The sequence below is a fragment of the Clostridium acidisoli DSM 12555 genome, from assembly GCF_900176305.1.
Classification (GTDB): Bacteria; Bacillota; Clostridia; order Clostridiales; family Clostridiaceae; genus Clostridium_I; species Clostridium_I acidisoli.
Genome location: NZ_FWXH01000035.1, coordinates 1 through 16,453, shown reverse-complemented (window position 1 = coordinate 16,453; position 16,453 = coordinate 1). Strand labels below are relative to the sequence as shown.

General features: G+C 28.6%; 17 protein-coding genes. 4 read left to right on the top strand and 13 right to left on the bottom strand.

The genetic code is table 11. From position 1 onward, the window contains the following. Positions 1 to 145 precede the first annotated feature (145 nt). The 5 genes from B8978_RS18425 to ypeB form a co-directional block, all read right to left on the bottom strand. On the bottom strand, positions 146 to 1,750 hold the full coding sequence (locus B8978_RS18425; protein WP_084117750.1) for a CTP synthase: 1,605 nt from the start codon (positions 1,748 to 1,750) through the stop codon (positions 146 to 148). Positions 1,751 to 1,919: 169 nt separating this feature from the next. Beyond that, positions 1,920 to 2,213, bottom strand: coding sequence for a ribose-5-phosphate isomerase (locus tag B8978_RS18420; RefSeq protein ID WP_084117749.1), 294 nt, complete (start codon positions 2,211 to 2,213; stop codon positions 1,920 to 1,922). Positions 2,214 to 2,299: 86 nt separating this feature from the next. Beyond that, positions 2,300 to 2,713, bottom strand: a complete 414-nt coding sequence (locus B8978_RS18415) for a YwiB family protein (RefSeq protein ID WP_084117748.1) — start codon at positions 2,711 to 2,713, stop codon at positions 2,300 to 2,302. A 38-nt stretch (positions 2,714 to 2,751) separates the two neighbouring features. Further along, positions 2,752 to 3,783, bottom strand: coding sequence for a D-alanine--D-alanine ligase family protein (locus tag B8978_RS18410; RefSeq protein ID WP_084117747.1), 1,032 nt, complete (start codon positions 3,781 to 3,783; stop codon positions 2,752 to 2,754). A 157-nt stretch (positions 3,784 to 3,940) separates the two neighbouring features. Beyond that, positions 3,941 to 5,302 (bottom strand): germination protein YpeB, encoded by a 1,362-nt coding sequence (ypeB, locus tag B8978_RS18405; RefSeq protein ID WP_084117752.1) that lies wholly within the window; start codon positions 5,300 to 5,302, stop codon positions 3,941 to 3,943. 194 nt (positions 5,303 to 5,496) lie between these two features. Here ypeB and B8978_RS18400 point away from each other — a divergent pair, with 194 nt between their 5' ends. Further along, entirely contained in the window at positions 5,497 to 6,645 is a 1,149-nt protein-coding gene (locus tag B8978_RS18400; RefSeq protein WP_084117746.1) for an MGDG synthase family glycosyltransferase, read from the top strand. 16 nt (positions 6,646 to 6,661) lie between these two features. On the opposite strand, the gene spoIIR is transcribed toward B8978_RS18400, so the two are convergent. Next, positions 6,662 to 7,342, bottom strand: coding sequence for a stage II sporulation protein R (gene spoIIR, locus B8978_RS18395; RefSeq protein ID WP_084117745.1), 681 nt, complete (start codon positions 7,340 to 7,342; stop codon positions 6,662 to 6,664). Positions 7,343 to 7,534: 192 nt separating this feature from the next. Here spoIIR and B8978_RS18390 point away from each other — a divergent pair, with 192 nt between their 5' ends. After that, positions 7,535 to 7,930: a hypothetical protein gene (locus B8978_RS18390; protein WP_084117744.1), complete on the top strand. Its 396-nt coding sequence runs from the start codon at positions 7,535 to 7,537 to the stop codon at positions 7,928 to 7,930. A gap of 587 nt (positions 7,931 to 8,517) precedes the next feature. Here the strand turns inward: B8978_RS18390 and ispE are convergent. The 5 genes from ispE to B8978_RS18360 all read right to left on the bottom strand — a co-directional run bounded on the left by ispE (position 8,518) and on the right by B8978_RS18360 (position 14,184). Next, the gene (ispE, locus tag B8978_RS18385) at positions 8,518 to 9,360 is read right to left on the bottom strand and encodes a 4-(cytidine 5'-diphospho)-2-C-methyl-D-erythritol kinase (protein ID WP_084117743.1); all 843 of its coding nucleotides are present in this window, start codon (positions 9,358 to 9,360) and stop codon (positions 8,518 to 8,520) included. A gap of 71 nt (positions 9,361 to 9,431) precedes the next feature. Beyond that, complete coding sequence (gene argB / locus B8978_RS18380; protein WP_084117742.1) at positions 9,432 to 10,310, bottom strand: acetylglutamate kinase; 879 nt, start codon at positions 10,308 to 10,310, stop codon at positions 9,432 to 9,434. Between the two features lie 281 nt (positions 10,311 to 10,591). Continuing rightward, positions 10,592 to 12,148 (bottom strand): DUF3794 and LysM peptidoglycan-binding domain-containing protein, encoded by a 1,557-nt coding sequence (locus B8978_RS18375; RefSeq protein ID WP_084117741.1) that lies wholly within the window; start codon positions 12,146 to 12,148, stop codon positions 10,592 to 10,594. A 334-nt stretch (positions 12,149 to 12,482) separates the two neighbouring features. Next, on the bottom strand, positions 12,483 to 12,719 hold the full coding sequence (locus tag B8978_RS18370; RefSeq protein ID WP_084117740.1) for a Veg family protein: 237 nt from the start codon (positions 12,717 to 12,719) through the stop codon (positions 12,483 to 12,485). A 1,180-nt stretch (positions 12,720 to 13,899) separates the two neighbouring features. After that, positions 13,900 to 14,184 (bottom strand): hypothetical protein, encoded by a 285-nt coding sequence (locus tag B8978_RS18360; protein WP_084117738.1) that lies wholly within the window; start codon positions 14,182 to 14,184, stop codon positions 13,900 to 13,902. A 269-nt stretch (positions 14,185 to 14,453) separates the two neighbouring features. On the opposite strand from B8978_RS18360, the gene B8978_RS19565 reads away from it, so the two are divergent. Further along, entirely contained in the window at positions 14,454 to 14,648 is a 195-nt protein-coding gene (locus tag B8978_RS19565) for a GntR family transcriptional regulator (protein ID WP_139796095.1), read from the top strand. Positions 14,649 to 14,666: 18 nt separating this feature from the next. Here the strand turns inward: B8978_RS19565 and B8978_RS18355 are convergent, their stop codons facing one another. Beyond that, a complete protein-coding gene (locus B8978_RS18355) occupies positions 14,667 to 15,299 on the bottom strand; it encodes a metal-dependent hydrolase (protein ID WP_084117737.1) in 633 nt (210 codons plus the stop codon). A gap of 256 nt (positions 15,300 to 15,555) precedes the next feature. Between B8978_RS18355 and B8978_RS18350 the strand changes: the two genes are divergently transcribed. After that, the gene (locus tag B8978_RS18350; protein ID WP_139796094.1) at positions 15,556 to 16,176 is read left to right on the top strand and encodes a VanZ family protein; all 621 of its coding nucleotides are present in this window, start codon (positions 15,556 to 15,558) and stop codon (positions 16,174 to 16,176) included. A 184-nt stretch (positions 16,177 to 16,360) separates the two neighbouring features. Here B8978_RS18350 and B8978_RS20290 read toward each other — a convergent pair. After that, positions 16,361 to 16,453 (bottom strand): sporulation peptidase YabG (locus B8978_RS20290; protein ID WP_423236729.1); only part of this gene is annotated, 93 nt, incomplete at its 5' end.

Sequence of the window (16,453 nt, the reverse complement as noted above, 5' to 3'; positions counted from 1 at the left end):
AAGCAAATTCTCTCACCATTAACGGCATTACCGTTAATTCTTTAATCTTGCCACTCTGGCAATCTTTCACCTTTTTACTCACGCAGTAGAGTAAAAATCTTTAACCAGTTGCCTCGCACTTTCTTCATAATTACAACCTTACATATTATTTATTTTTTAAAGCTGCTTTTATAAATTCTCTGAATAATGGATGTGGTCTATTTGGTCTTGATTTAAATTCAGGATGGAACTGAACTCCAACAAACCAAGGATGATCCTTAACCTCAACTATTTCTACTAATCTATCATCTGGGCTTGTACCTGCTAGTATAAGTCCATTTTCTATTAATTGCTCTCTAAATTCATTGTTAAATTCATATCTATGTCTATGTCTCTCAAAAATAACCTTTTCTCCATAGGCATTCATTGCATTTGTATTAGCTACAAGTTTGCACTCATACTTTCCAAGTCTCATAGTGCCACCTTTATTGTCTATGTCTTTTTGGTCTGGCATTAAATCTATAACTGGATATTTGGAATCTGGATTTATCTCTGAACTATGAGCCCCTTCAAGTCCAACAACATCTCTTGCATATTCTATTACTGCACACTGCATTCCAAGACAAATTCCAAAGAACGGTACTTTATTTTCTCTTGCCCATTTTGTAGCTTCTATTTTACCTTCTATTCCTCTATCCCCAAATCCTCCTGGAACAAGGACTCCATCTACATCGCTTAATATTTGACCTACATTTTCTCTTGTAACATCTTCAGAATTTATCCATTTAATATTCACATTAGTTCCATTTGCAAAACCGCCATGCGTTAATGACTCTGCAACCGAAATATAAGCATCATGTAACTCTACATATTTACCAACTAAAGCTATATTAACTTCTCCAGATAATTTCTTTATTCTATGAACCATTTCTATCCATTCTGAATTGTCTACAGCTTTGCAGTTAAGTTCTAATTTTTTACAAACTAAATCATCTAATCCTTGTTTGTTTAAAAGTAATGGAACCTCATATAAATTTTCAGCATCTAAATTTTGTATAACTGAATCACCATTCATATTACAAAATAAGCCTATTTTATCTCTTAATGATTGTGACAATTCTTTTTCAGAACGACACACTATTATGTCAGGTTGTATTCCTATACTTCTAAGTTCTTTAACTGAATGTTGAGTAGGTTTTGTTTTAAGCTCTCCGGCTTTACCAAGATAAGGTACAAGTGTAACATGTATAAAACATGAATTATTAGTTCCAACTTCATTTTTTATTTGTCTTATAGCCTCTAAAAATGGAAGTGACTCAATATCTCCTACAGTTCCACCAATTTCAGTTATAACAACATCTACATCCATATCTTTAGAAACTGCATAAACTCTTTCCTTAAGTTCATTGGTTATGTGTGGAATTACTTGAACCGTTCCTCCAAGATAATCTCCTCTTCTTTCCTTTGTAAGTACTGACCAGTAAACCTTACCTGTAGTAACATTACTGTTCTTACTTAAATTTTCATCAATAAATCTTTCATAATGTCCAAGATCCAAGTCTGTTTCAGCACCATCGTCTGTAACAAAAACCTCTCCATGTTGATATGGACTCATTGTACCTGGATCAACATTGATGTATGGATCAAATTTTTGAATAGACACTTTTAACCCTCTATTTTTAAGTAATCTTCCAAGAGAAGCTGCCGTTATACCTTTTCCTAAAGACGAAACTACTCCGCCTGTAACAAAAACATATTTTGTAGTTTTCATTTATAATCCTCCTAAGTAAAATATTTATATAAAACTGTTGACAAACACAAAATTTAAATTTATAATAGAAATTACCCTATAAAATCAAAATGGGCTTGTTGTGTTTCAATTAACATAAAATCTATTCTAACATAAATTCTTACCTATTTCCACATGTTTTTTTTTATTTTTATAATGATTTTTCAATGTCGTCTTCAATCTCAAAATATGTCTCTCTAAAATCCCTATTAACGAAAAATTTTTCCTCTGCTTTTTTGAATCCATAATTAAGAGCTTTTTTACTGTAATTTGGAAAATAGTTATTTATGGTTTCTACATCTATACATTTATATTTTTTTAATAGGAGTAAAAACAAATACTTACACTCTCTATTCTTAAGAATCTTAAATATTTCTCCTCTATCTATTTTTTTATATTTGCATATTATATCAATTATTTTTTCATATTTAATATCTTCCATCATAAAAAATCACCTCATTTAAATTATTAGCAGAATCTAACAAATTTAAACAAGGTGTTTTTTGTGCCTTTAAAGCATATTTAACAAAATCAGCATACCTTTATATTTATCTCAAGTTTTGTTGTAGGAACTTTTTGTCCTGATATATCCATATCGTATTTTACAATAACATCTCCTCCATTTTCATCAACGTCTGATTTTATATATAAAGTATTCGTTTCAATTTGCAAAGTACCATATGGCGTATCATACATTGAAACACTCTTTAGATCTTTTAAGAACTGCATTCTAGCACTAGTTGTTCCTTTTCTTAAAAGTATCAATTCGTCATTTTTTATCTTTAAGGTTGTAACAGTTCCTTCCATTCCAGATATCTCAGTTTCTTCATAACGTGCATAATATGCTCCATCTTTAATATAGAAATCTCCTGGTGTTAAAACAGATACTGGTTCTTTTTCTTTACCTTGTACACTAGATATACTTATAACAGCTTTCTTTTTCATAAAATTTGCTCCTTAATTTCCAGTACTTACACCTAAAATCAGTTGTTATTTCTCTCTATTGCAAGTTCTATAAGCTCAGTTATTAAATCCTTATATGCTTTTCCTGCCGCTTCCCACATTTTAGGGTACATACTTATCTTTGTGAATCCTGGAATTGTATTAACTTCATTTAAATATATTTCATTAGTATCTTTATCTACTAAAAAATCCACTCTTGCCATTCCCGCACAATCTAGTGCACTATATATTTTAATAGCAAGTTCTCTAACTTCCTCTAACTCATTATCCTTCATATCAGCGGGTATTAAAAGTCTTGATTCTGCATCTTCATATTTTGCTTCATAATCATAAAACTCTTTTGCTGGTAAAATTTCTCCCGGAACAGCAGCTATTGGGTTATCATTACCAAGTACCGCAACTTCAACTTCTCTTGCATTTATAGCCTTTTCAACTAATATTTTTCTATCATATTTTAATGCTTCTATTAATCCCTCTATTAATTCTTCCCTATTATGCGCTTTTGTAATCCCTACTGATGACCCGCTATTTGAAGGTTTAATAAATACATCATATCCTAATTTTGTTTCAATTTGTTCTATAATCGCATCTTTTTCCTTATCGTACTTAGCTGATGTTACTATAACATAATCCGCTTGTTTTATTTCAAAATGTTCAAGCACATATTTAGTGTATACTTTATCCATACATACTGCAGATGACATAACATTAGGTCCAACACAAGGTATATCTAGAAGCCTGCATAAGCCTTGAACTGTTCCATCTTCTCCGCAAAGACCATGAAGTACTGGGAAAACAACCTCTACTCCCTTATCAAATAAAAGTTTTTGTCCATCTTGTACTTTATAAAATTCATCTTTCTCCCATTCTCCATTTTCTATCTTATCTATGCTGCCTTTATATTCAAGCCATTCTCCAGCTTTAGTTATTCCAATAGGGTAAACATCATATTTTGAAATGTCTATATTTCTTAAAACAGATGCAGCAGAAACTCTTGAAACCTCATGTTCAGTAGATTTTCCTCCAAATAATATAGCAATTTTCTTTTTCATATCAAATCTCTCCTTAATAAACTTCCTTTTTATAGTTTAATAATTTTTATTAGTTTTAGCAATAATATTTATACATATATTCTACTTGACATATACAATAAAAAAAAGAGCCACGAAAATATAAAAATTATATATTCGTGGTTTTTTCTTTATTATATCATATCGTTAATTTTCCATTTGGAGTATCTCTTATTTGAAGGATTTTAACTTCTGTACCTGTTTTAGCATTTATATACACAATAAACTTGTTTTCATTATAACTTCCATTAAATTCATAACACAATACTTCTGTATTAAATTCAGTAGGTACAATTGCAAGTTTTACAGAACTTATATTGAGTCTTTTACTTAAGCTTTCTCTTGCTTTATCCTGTGATATTAAAGGTTTTTCAATTTTTCGATTTTCATCATGTGCCGTTAAATACTTTCCAGCCTCTACTCCAATTACATCTCCATTATCTAATGCGATGTTTACTTTAACCTGTTCGCTATATACAGATACATCTTGAACATTATATATATAATTTATTGTTGCTGAGTTATTATAAATGAGATAATATGTAGGTTTCATATTTTTATAGCCTATTTTTGTAAGATAATCCTCACCTATTTTTTGAGCTCTATTTATATCAATCTTTTTTTCCTTAACATTTCTATTATCCAATATATAATAAACCATGCCGCCTTTTTTGGTAACTTCACAATCTACATATTCTTTTCTATTCTTAATGTTTACTTTAAAACTATAACAAGGTATCTTTTGTGAGTTTACGTCCTTGTTTCTAACTATTTCTTGAATTTTATCCTTTCCAATAGCATTTTTTAAAACTTCTTCCGCTTTACTTAAAGAAATACTAGGAGATTCATTTATCTTTGGTTTTATCTCCAATGTATTATCTGAAAATGGCCCATCATAAACCAATGCAGGATATTGTATAACTTGTTTCTGGATATTTTCAAATTTACTTGCTATGGTATTATCATAGCTATTTGAAAGCACACCAGTTGCCTTTTGTCTAATCTCCCCCCACTTTATTTCTCCTGAATTGATGTTATTTTGCACATCTTTTAGATTCGTCTCAAGTTTTGAGGCCTCATTTTTTAAAATTTCTAATCTTTCTACATCCCTGTCTGCTAGTTCATTTCCACTATTAAAATTATTGCCAAGCGCGTAACAAAAATCTCCTACTTGAGTTAAAAACTTACTCGTACCATTTAGCTTTTGCTGATCAATTGGAAGAGAATGTAACTTATCATTTGCCATTGAGGAATATCTAAATATTTCTTCAAAAGCAACAACTACCTGCTCCCTTGATCCAAGTATTGGAACTTTGGAAAGATTGCTTTCAATGTTTTCAACAGAGCTTATTAGTTGATACATATTTTTATTATAATCTCCCATTAAATAATTTCTATAATCGTTCCGTTCCAGAGTCATTAAAATTGCAAAAGTACTTGAAAACACTACTATTAATGTTACTATAAATGTGTATATTATTCTTTTTAAGCTACTTTTCATAGATTCCACTTCCACCTCCTTTTATTTATAGGATTTATGTTTATTATCTCTAATTTAAATATTGTTATTCACTTCAACTGTGCTTTTAAAATAATGTTTTATTAAAAATAAATAAATATATAATTTATTCTATATTTATAGTGTATAATTAACTTGTATTCTTACAGTTAATTTTAAATTGAAAGGTGAAAATAATGCGAGCTTTAATACTTTCAGTATCAGCAGGTGGTGGGCATATTCATGCATCCCTTGCACTAAAAAACTATATTTTAAAATTTGAGCCAAATTCAGATATTGAAATATTGGACACAATAAAATATATAAATCCTTTTTTAAACACATTACTGATTGGCGGTTATTTAAAAACTATAAAAATTACCCCTTCACTTTTTGGTAAATTATATAAGTCTACTGAAAAGGATGATGGAATAACCTCTGTAACAAATAAACTAAACGAAATTATGTCTTATAAGTTATTGCCAACTATACAAGAATATAAGCCAGATATTATAATCTGCACTCATCCATTTCCAACTGAAATGGTTTCAATATTAAAACAGGAAAATAAATTTGATATTCCTATGATTTGTATACTTACGGATTATGCTCCACACAACTCTTGGATACATCCAAATGTGGATTCATATGTAGTGTCTAATAGCGATATGAAAGAAGAGATGGTTTTAAGAGGTGTTAACAGGGAATCAATATTTGATTTTGGTATACCTGTAAGTTCTGAATTTTTTAAAAAATATGATAAAAATGAAGTTTTATCAGAGATTGGTCTAAATCCTGATAAAAAAACAATATTAATTATGGGTGGAAGTCTTGGAATAGGTAAAATTGCAAGTGTCTATTCGCAAATTTCAAAGCTTACATTGGACATTCAAATAATTGTTATTGCTGGTAATAATAAAAAATTATACACTGAGCTCATGAACTTAAAACAAAATTCAAATGTACCCACAAGTATATTGGGTTTTACAGAAAATGTTAACAAATATATGCAATGCAGTGATCTTCTTTTAACAAAACCTGGAGGCCTTACTATAACAGAAGCTTTTATTTCAAATGTTCCGTTAGCTCTTTTTTCTCCCATACCAGGTCAAGAAAAAAAGAACGAGGAATTTTTACTAAAACATAACCTAGCTATAACCCTCGGCGATGGAACCGACTGTAAGAACATAATAGAAAATTTAATATTATCACCTAGCAAACTACAAGATATGAAAAATAAATCTAAAAAATTTTCAAAGCCAAGTTCCTGTAGAGATATATTTAACTTAATAAATAATCTAATAAGAAAACGTGAAATAGCCGTCATGAAAGATGAAAAGGAATAGTACAACATTAAGTTTACTATTCTTTTTTAAATTTATCCTTGACACAAACTATAAATTTATCTATTTCTTCTTTAAGTTTAAATTTTACTACTATCTTGTTTTGGTCAATTTTTGAATTATCAACTGTATCATATTCTTCTTTGGTCAGTACTTTTTTCATTTCATTTTGTGTTTTTTCTACCTCAACATTCCCCTTTGTAATATCCGTAAAGCAAAGCGGAGGAAACATTACACACCACCAATTGTGTCCTTTAGCCGAGCCGATTAATATCCTGTATGCTTCATAACTTCCCTGTGGCAGTGTTATATCACCATAAGTTTTTATAGGAAAATAATCTTCATTTAACTCTGTTTTTACAGAATAATTATATCCATTTTCTCTGACTACCTCTTGTGAAATTTCCTGTATCTCATTATTATATTTTTTTAATATATTTCTGGATTCATTAATATCTTTACTGGAACTCATTTTAGGTGCTATAAATGCTAATACCTTGTCCCTAACTTTAAGTTTTAATGCCTGATCTTCATTTGAATCACTATTTGCTAAAACATGAAATCTTATTATCTTGCTGGCTATGCTTTTTTGATTATTAACACCTTTACTGTTTTCACCATAAGCTTCCCCATTATTATAGTTGAAAATTATAAATGTAATAGTTGATAATATTATTATTACTGTAATTATTTTTTTCAAATCTACACCCCCTATATTATTATATTTCTAATTATTACCATATTTTTTTTTTATATTCACCTTTAAAACAAATAAGAGATTATATCTTTATAAAAATATAATCTCTTATCTGTTCACTTAAAGCCTTTATCCTTCGCTACCATGTTTAAAATTTCATTTCATGTCAATACTTCTTTTTAGGGGTGAAAAATCATGAATTTGTCATTTTTTAAATATCCAATGACAATGGAAGAGAACAGGACTTTAAAGGTTACCATATCTTGTATAGCTGTATTGGAGTTTTCAATAATTTTCTCATCAATAAAATATAATATTTCTAATGTAGTACATGGCATATTACTTTCAGTTTTACTAAATATTATATTTATATCTTCAATTTTTTTTATAAGATTATATGAATTGTATATATGTTTCAGTGCAGATTACATACTATATGTAATCGAGGAAGGAGATACCCTTTTAAATCTTTCATATAGGTTTTTGCCCGAATGTAATCCTTGGCTTACTATAGACTTTATTAAAAAGAAAAATTTATTAAAAAGAGATGTGCTTTGTGGGGATAAGATACTTATACCCACTCGCAAATAGAACATTATAAAATTTATATACTAGTGAATACCCGTGATAAATTGCGAATTACTGGTTAAAGAATTTTACTCTACTACGTGAGTAAAAAGATGAAAGATTGCCAGCGTGGCAAATTTAAAGAATTAACGATGATATCGTTAATGGTGAGAGAATTTGCTTGCAGCAAAAGGTTTAGGATGATTTTTCTACACTATGCCGTGAAAAATCTCTGAACTTAAATCTATAATCTAAATATATTGCCCTAATTTTTTTGACCGAAGGTTGTGATATTCAATGCATAAGTATTTATTACAATGTTAACCATAATGTTAACACCACAGGCTACGCCCAAAAGCACAACCTGCGGTTAAAATACATATTTGAGTTATATTTAAATACTAAGACATATAAATTTATTATTTTTCTGACGTAGGAGGAAAATTTTCCTTAGCCTGTTACGTAAGTAACTTCTATCACCTTTGACGGCCTTGGAATCGTCAAATCTTTCATCTAGCCGAAGGCTTTCTTTAATCTTTTTATCTAGCTTTAGCTATGATAAAATTCTTTAGCCTTTGCTTAGCAATTTCTTTATATTGTACACGTCTTTATCATATGGTCCTCGTTATATACACCTCATTATATTTCTCTTTCATATGTAGAAAACAATCTTGTGCTTTTAACATATCATCAAAAAAACCAAATATAGTAGGTCCACTTCCACTCATCATTGAACCTAGGGTTTCATATTTTATCATATCATCTTTAATTTCTCTAAGTACAGAATGTCTCCTCAGCGTAACATTTTCCAGAAGATTTTTCATATTTAAGCTTACATAGTTTAAATCCTCTTTAGCCATAGCTTCTATCAAAAGTTCTGTGTCTGGATGTTTATAAACCTTTGATAAATCAAAATTTTTATATACCTCTTTTGTGGAAACTCCAAAGTTTGGTTTTACTAAAACTAATATTTTTTCTCTGAAGGGTTTAAGTGGTTTTATTTTTTCTCCTATTCCTTCACACAATGCAGTTCCACCTGTAATGCAATATGGTATATCAGCACCAATTTTTAGTCCTAAATCCATAAGTTCCTTATCTGATATGTTAACTTTAAAAATAGATCTCATAGCCTTTAAAACTGCTGCACCGTCAGTGCTTCCACCTGCTAATCCTGCTGAAACTGGTATATTCTTTTTTATATTAATATCTATTCCCGCTTTAATTTTATATGTATCTAAAAAAAGCTTTGCAGTTTTATATGCAATATTTCTATCATCTGTTGGTATGTACTGCCTGTCACAGGTTATATTTATACCTTCTTTAGCTTCATTAAACTCTATTAAATCATATAAATCTATAGATTGCATTATCATTTTAAGCAAATGATATCCATCTTTCCTTTTCCCAATTACATCTAGAGATATATTAATTTTTGCATAGGCTTTCAATAGCATAATTTTTCCTCCAAGTTAAAGTTTATATAACAATTTTCATCATTATTGAATTGTTATTTTTTCAATGTGTATTATAAAATCATAGTACCCACACCTTCATGTGAAAACATTTCAAGTATTAATGAGTGAGACACCCTTCCATCTATTATATGAGTTTTATGAACCCCACCTTTAACTGCTTCTTCACAACACTTTATTTTAGGAATCATGCCTCCTGTAATAATTTTATCATTAATAAGATTTTGGATGTCATCGACTTTAAGTTCAGATATTAGTGATTTTTCATCTTTTGAGTTCCTTAATAATCCAGGTACATCAGTAATTAATATGAACTTTTCTGCTTTTAGCTTAACACTTATTTTAGCCGCAGCCAAGTCCGCATTCACATTATATACTTTACCATCATCTTGTCCAAGCGCAACGGTTGATATAACTGGAATATACCCACCATTTAAACAATGCTGAATAATTTCATCATTTACATCTACTATATCACCAACATAACCTATATCTACTCCATTTGGCATTTGTAGTTTTTTTGCTTTTAAAAGATTTGCATCTATTCCACATAATCCAATGGCTTTTCCACCATTTTTGTCAATTAGAGATACAATTTCTTTATTAACTTTTCCTGCAAGTACCATTTGAACCACATCTATTGTTTCCTCATCTGTAACTCTTAAACCATTTACAAATTCACTAACCTTACCTATCTTTTTTAAAAATTCATTTATATCTGGTCCACCGCCATGTACTACTACGACTTTTATCCCAACATAATTTAGTAAAACTATATCTTTAATAACTGTATCCTTTAATTCCTCATTAATCATCGCATTTCCACCATATTTTATTACAACGGTTTTACCATTGTATTCTTGTATATATGGTAGTGCCTGACTTAAAATATTTGCTTTTTCTATATTGCTATTATTATTACCGTTAAACAAAGTAAATCCCCCTAATTGTTTTAAAAATTAACGTTTGTTTTTTAATTCTATTTTTGACTATAATTATTATTTAATAAACTACAAAAACATTATACCAAATAAAAAATATTATTGTATTATTTTTTTATAATTATGCATAAAACAGGTTGTAAAATAAGGAGGATTTGTTATTTAGGTAATATATATTGCTAATATTAAGAGATTGCCTTGCATTGCTGAAACCTCTTTTCCTCATAGTTATGCAATCCCTCAATACACTAATAAGTATTAATAAATTTCTCTTAAACTACTGCTCTTCCAGGTATTATTAACTTCTGACCAGGTAAAATGTAATCAGGGTTTTCTATATTATTAAGTCTAGTTATATCCTCAATAGTAGTATAGTATGTTTTTGCTATTTTCCATAAGGTATCCCCTGATTGTGTAGTATATATGGTTATACTTGCCTTCTTTCTAGGCCTTTCTTCATCTAAAGTTTCAATATTAACAAGAAAATCTTTGTGGGCATTGTAATTTACTTTTACACCAACAGATAAAATTGCTTTAACTGCTATAGTGTCAGCTTCTACTGTTGCTTCTATATTTTCAAGGCTCCCTCTAGCACTAGACGTCATTTCGATTTTAGAACCTGGTATGTCTACGCTTATATTAAATGGTACATCTTCCTCTAATGCACCAATCTTATCGCTCTCAGTTCTGTATATTACTGAAGCTTTAACTATACCTTCAATTAGAGCCTTGTCTTCCACAAGTTTCTTATCCGTTATTGCAACTTTTCCATTTATAAATATAACCTCAGCAGGTGTACCTGATTCCTTATTGGTATCTATGTTTTCTTTTACTATGGTTTCAACTGTCGATTGTCCATATATTAAATTCAACCTATAATTTTGTTTCTCAATTTTTATATTCAGATCTGGTGAATAGGCATCCTCTATAACTTCCATATCTAATTTACTTTCAGTCTTTATATTAATTTTTATTAAAGCTTCAATGTCAAGAATTCTGTTTTCCCCTAAATCGTCCTCTTTTACATTGTATTCTACAGCATCTAAATCAAAATCAGCATATGCATTCATAGTAGAATTTACACTTTCATCCTCCACATCTTGATTTATAAGTACATCATCTGATAAATGAACTATATTTCCAGTGTCTTTTGCTTTGTACAGTATATCAAACTTTGAAAATGCTTCTATCTGTATTTTTCCTTCTAATACCTTTACTTGCTTCTTATGAATGTTAATATCACACTTCAATATATTAAGAATCTGAGGTTTATCCATTGGAATTTGCATATTTGACTTTGCAATAACACTAGCAGTCGTATTTGAAACAGTTCTATCAATAGACGTAGAATTTTTTAAAAACTGAACATTATCAAGCCCTTCAACATCTTTTACTATATCTAATCCACTTTTTGAATAAACTTCTGACCTTAATTGGATTATCCCTTCCACCGCAATTTTTCTCTCATTTATGGCTGTACAATTCATATGTTCTACATTTGCTTCCGCATTTGATAACATTTTATGCATTGCACCTTCAAGCTCTACATAATTTGTAAATTTAGCTGAATAAGAAACACCACATACTTCTGTCCTATCATCAACTTTACCAAGATATAAGACGTCAAATTCTACTTGACCTTCTAAGTAAACCTTGTCCTGCATCACTTCTTTACTTAAAACAGTAGGTTTTGCGTCAACTGTAAGTATTTTTAATACATCTGGTTCAGTATCTGGTATAATATATTCTTCTTTTACTACAGTGTCCGCAGTGTTCTCGCCTAAAAATTGTTCATACTCTATATTTTCCTTAACAAGTTCTATACTCATATGTTATCCCTCCTACAAAATACCTAGTATAATATATATAAAATTTTATGATAATATATGATACTTTTATTTTATATGAAGATAAAAAATTACTTCAATTTATGACATAAATCTCTCAAAATTATTGACAAGATAAAAAAAATGACGTATTATAGGAAATGGTTATTGACCATATAACCTCTCATAAATTCTCAATACCCTTTTATACCATAGTTGAAAGATGGAACCCACCATCTTTCTTTTTATTTGCGCTAAATTAATTAACATATAAATTTCTATAATGCTAAAATTAAAAAGATGTTATCGAAGGTTTAACCCTTCGATAACATCTTTTTTATACTGCAAAATCCAACTGTACTGTCTTTGTTAATACATCTGAATAACTATATGTCACTTTCCTTTGGGTGTCGGATTCTAATCTAACAACAAATATACTTGGATATGTCTTTTCTATAATTCCATTATTGACAACCACTCTCTTCCTACCATTATTTGCCTTCAAAACAACCTTCTGGCCTAAATGGTCCTCAATATTTCTCTTGATGGAATCTAAAACGTTCACTTTTTCCACACGAAGCACCCTCTTTCCACAAATACATTATAACCCCAAAATTGCCTGTTGTCAAATAAACATATTATTTTAACAGTAATAGGTACAACTTGTCAAGGTGAATTTTTTGTAAACAAAATAGACCTCATGCCAAATTAGGCCATGAGGCTCATTTTATCTAATGAATACAGACTTTGGATACCCTTCTCTGCATTTACCACAGATTTGTAATTTTTTAACACCTTTATCATTAGATATATATTAAGCCCCCGATACTAATAAATGAAATGGTTATCAACTTTTGAAAGATTTCCAAAATTGAAATGATAAGTTATATAGATTATTTTTTTCATATGATTTATAATTAAAAATATTTATAAAATACGAGGTGTGTTGATATGAGTATTTTAAACAAATTAAAAATTGTAAATTTTTCAAAATTCAAATCAATCTCAATACTTACTTACGTTTTTTTGTTTTGTTCAATAAGATCTCTTAGTCTATTTAAGGATATGCGGTATTTTTGGATTACATGTGCTCTAATAGGTGGTATTTTATTAGTAATAAAAAACAATTCTATAAAAAATGTAAAATATAAAAGTAAAATTATTGTTTTTGATATTTTATTATTAATTGCAAGTGATGCTTTATATTTTTATGTTAATATACCTTTTCTCGTAAAAGATATATTTTTTTTCACAATACTTGTCATTTATTTACTAACTTACTTTAAACTGTTATTTAACGGCAAATTATTAGAGGATTAACTATTGTAAAAAGTCATCAGTGTTCAGTAATCATTATATTATCTGTACAAATTTTATATTAACTTAACCGTTATCTAATGATGTAAACTTGTTTTTATATACTTTAGTTATATTATTACATTTAATTATATAATCAATTGAAGTTTCATTTAATTTATTATAAATCTTCGTCATAACTATGCAATGATTCCTTTTTCTTTTAAACTATCTATTAAAGAACAACCTTGTCTATACGTACTCATAAAGTCATTGTTATCAGTTAAATCATTATTAATTAATAAGTACACCGTGTTATTGGTGATTTCAAAACAAAGGATTGGCAAATGATTTAATATATCAAACTTATCTTCACTGAAAAATTCATTAAAAAGTTCTACATTATTTGTTTTTATATTATACTTTTTATCAATTGAAGTATTTGATTTGATTTTATTTTATTTTAATGCTCTTATAACACTGGGCATTCCATATGGTCCTAAATAAAAACCAGGATTAGTTTTACGTGCAAATAAAAATTTAAAGTTACCCTTATTATTTATATTTATATTGATTTTTGAAAAATAGGAATACAAACCTCTATTTATAGATATTAAATTATAAATAACATCTAAATCCTTATATTTTAAATTTATTGTACAACTATATTTTAGTGACCTCCCAGAGTATTCTCCATTTATATTTTTGCAATATTCTTTCCATATAGCCGTTTCATTTGACATTATAAAATACCTCCCTTGAAATTTTATTTATGAATAAGAAAAGGAATTACTGATGATATAGATAAATAAGCTGCATATGGTATAAAACTGTGGTTATAGCTTTTATTATATACATAAATTCACTTAATTTCAAAAAATTTTAGAAAGATATTTGTTTTGAAAATTCCTTATAATATAGGTGTAAATACTATTACTATTATTTATCAGTCAAAAGATTCAAATTCTAGCGCTATTGAAACCGCCTTTCAATATACAAATTTTACGGACCTATGGATTATATAAGACTAGGTATAATAAATGGAAAATTCAACTCTAATGGCAAACTTCCATCTACGAGAGAAATGGCTAAAGCTTTGAAATTAAACACAAATACAGGAAATCTGATTGAACAAGACAAAAAAACTAGGAGAACCACTCGTTTTTTGTTGATTGCAGGAATTAATAAATCTAATATAAAAAAATAAGGGCTGCGAACACAACTCTTATTTAACAAAAACTCTCTGTAAATATTCAAGATTATAAATCGATGTGATTTTATATAAAAATCCAACATATGCTACTGTTGATATTAACCAATTAGCAAGTCCCCTTGATTTACATATTGAAAAACAAAGCTTTCCATTCTTTAATGGGAATAATAAAGCTTCAGGCTTTTCATTTAAAAGGTCTATTATCATATGTAGAGCATATCCAAGTCCAAACCAAATGACAAAGTTTCCTGCAATTAGCCATACGCCCATGGTCATAACGAAAAATCCAATTAGACTGTGCATATATTTTCTATGTCCTGTAATTCTACCAAGAATTATTGAACCAATTATAAGTAAAGCACCTACAATTTTACCTTGACTAGGCATATCCCTTCCAACTAGAGCTAGTACATTATAATGCATTTTAAAGGTTAACATTAGATATAAAATTGATAATATAATTCCTGCATAAACAGCATCACTAATTACATGACCTGCTTTAGATACCTTTAAATCTGCATCTGTAGCATAAGATCCTATAATACAAAATCCTAACCCGAGCATAGCTGTTTTTATATCCACTTTTGGCACTAATATAAAAGCTGCTGCACAAATGCCTACTGCTGCATGTGTTTTTCCTGTCATTAAAAAAATCCCTCCCTAAAATTCTAAATTTATTAACTTCAATATGATAACATACATAGTAGCTCTAATATAGATTTTTTTAATATCCGTTATTTGGAATTTTATTTTAGAATATAAAAATTTTACAATTTGTTATATGTTTCAAATCTTAATATTGCAGTATAATTATTTTAAGAATTTGTTTCCAATTTACTCTTTTATAACATTAGAAAACAATTTATTAAATATGTTATTATCCATCGAAAGGAGAAAAAAGATGAATCCAATAATGAGTCTTGTAATGTTAATAATATCATTTTTTTTAGTGACTTTATTAAATACCATCATAAGTAAAAATATAAAACATTTAAAAAGGGAAATACCATGGCACCATTATTTATTTGGATACTTTTTTATATTCTATCTTATGATTACTTTAATATTAGTAGGCTTTCCATCTTTATCCCAATGGAAATTTTGTTTAAGCATAAACAAACCAATATTTAATCCTCATATAAATTTAGTGCCATTCAAAGATGGATTTGACATTACAAATATACTTAACATTGTATTATTTATACCTTTCGGATTTCTCCTGCCAACTCTATGGAAAAAATATCGTAACTTAAAGTTAACCTTTTGTTATGGATTATTTTTTACCGTTTTTATTGAAGTTAGCCAACTGTTTACAACTTCTCGAACTACTGATATTGATGATATAATAATGAATATTATAGGAGCTATCTGTGGTTGGATAATTTTTAACATTGTAAAAAATATTTTTAGTAAATTTGCCAATAAAACAGTAATTGATATTTGTTCCAGTGATAATTTGGCTATTAAATTAGAACCATATCTATATATTTTGATTGCAATTGTCTGTGCATTTTTTCAATAAAAAATTACAAAATTCTGTCTTTGATGTATTTCAATACATGTATTCAAAAATTATACTCACTATTTTTTCTGCATCGCAACTACATATACAAAAACAAGATTGGAGTTTTTTATGGAAATAAATTATACACTTTCAAAAAAGGAAATAAACTGAGTCTCATGGCAGTAAAGCCATGAGACTCAGTTTATCTAATGAATGCAGACTTTGGATACCCTTCTCTACATTTTCCACGGGTTTGTAACCCTCCAATACCTTTGTAGCCTGTTATAGTGTTTTT

Bases quoted from the DNA above. Each gene is read 5' to 3' on its own strand.
- B8978_RS18425 (WP_084117750.1), bottom strand. From the start codon at position 1,750: ATGAAAACTACAAAATATGTTTTTGTTACAGGCGGAGTAGTTTCGTCT.
- B8978_RS18420 (WP_084117749.1), bottom strand. From the start codon at position 2,213: ATGATGGAAGATATTAAATATGAAAAAATAATTGATATAATATGCAAA.
- B8978_RS18415 (WP_084117748.1), bottom strand. From the start codon at position 2,713: ATGAAAAAGAAAGCTGTTATAAGTATATCTAGTGTACAAGGTAAAGAA.
- B8978_RS18410 (WP_084117747.1), bottom strand. From the start codon at position 3,783: ATGAAAAAGAAAATTGCTATATTATTTGGAGGAAAATCTACTGAACAT.
- ypeB (WP_084117752.1), bottom strand. From the start codon at position 5,302: ATGAAAAGTAGCTTAAAAAGAATAATATACACATTTATAGTAACATTA.
- B8978_RS18400 (WP_084117746.1), top strand. From the start codon at position 5,497: ATGCGAGCTTTAATACTTTCAGTATCAGCAGGTGGTGGGCATATTCAT.
- B8978_RS18390 (WP_084117744.1), top strand. From the start codon at position 7,535: ATGAATTTGTCATTTTTTAAATATCCAATGACAATGGAAGAGAACAGG.
- ispE (WP_084117743.1), bottom strand. From the start codon at position 9,360: ATGCTATTGAAAGCCTATGCAAAAATTAATATATCTCTAGATGTAATT.
- B8978_RS18375 (WP_084117741.1), bottom strand. From the start codon at position 12,148: ATGAGTATAGAACTTGTTAAGGAAAATATAGAGTATGAACAATTTTTA.
- B8978_RS18360 (WP_084117738.1), bottom strand. From the start codon at position 14,184: ATGTCAAATGAAACGGCTATATGGAAAGAATATTGCAAAAATATAAAT.
- B8978_RS19565 (WP_139796095.1), top strand. From the start codon at position 14,454: ATGGATTATATAAGACTAGGTATAATAAATGGAAAATTCAACTCTAAT.
- B8978_RS18355 (WP_084117737.1), bottom strand. From the start codon at position 15,299: ATGACAGGAAAAACACATGCAGCAGTAGGCATTTGTGCAGCAGCTTTT.
- B8978_RS18350 (WP_139796094.1), top strand. From the start codon at position 15,556: ATGAATCCAATAATGAGTCTTGTAATGTTAATAATATCATTTTTTTTA.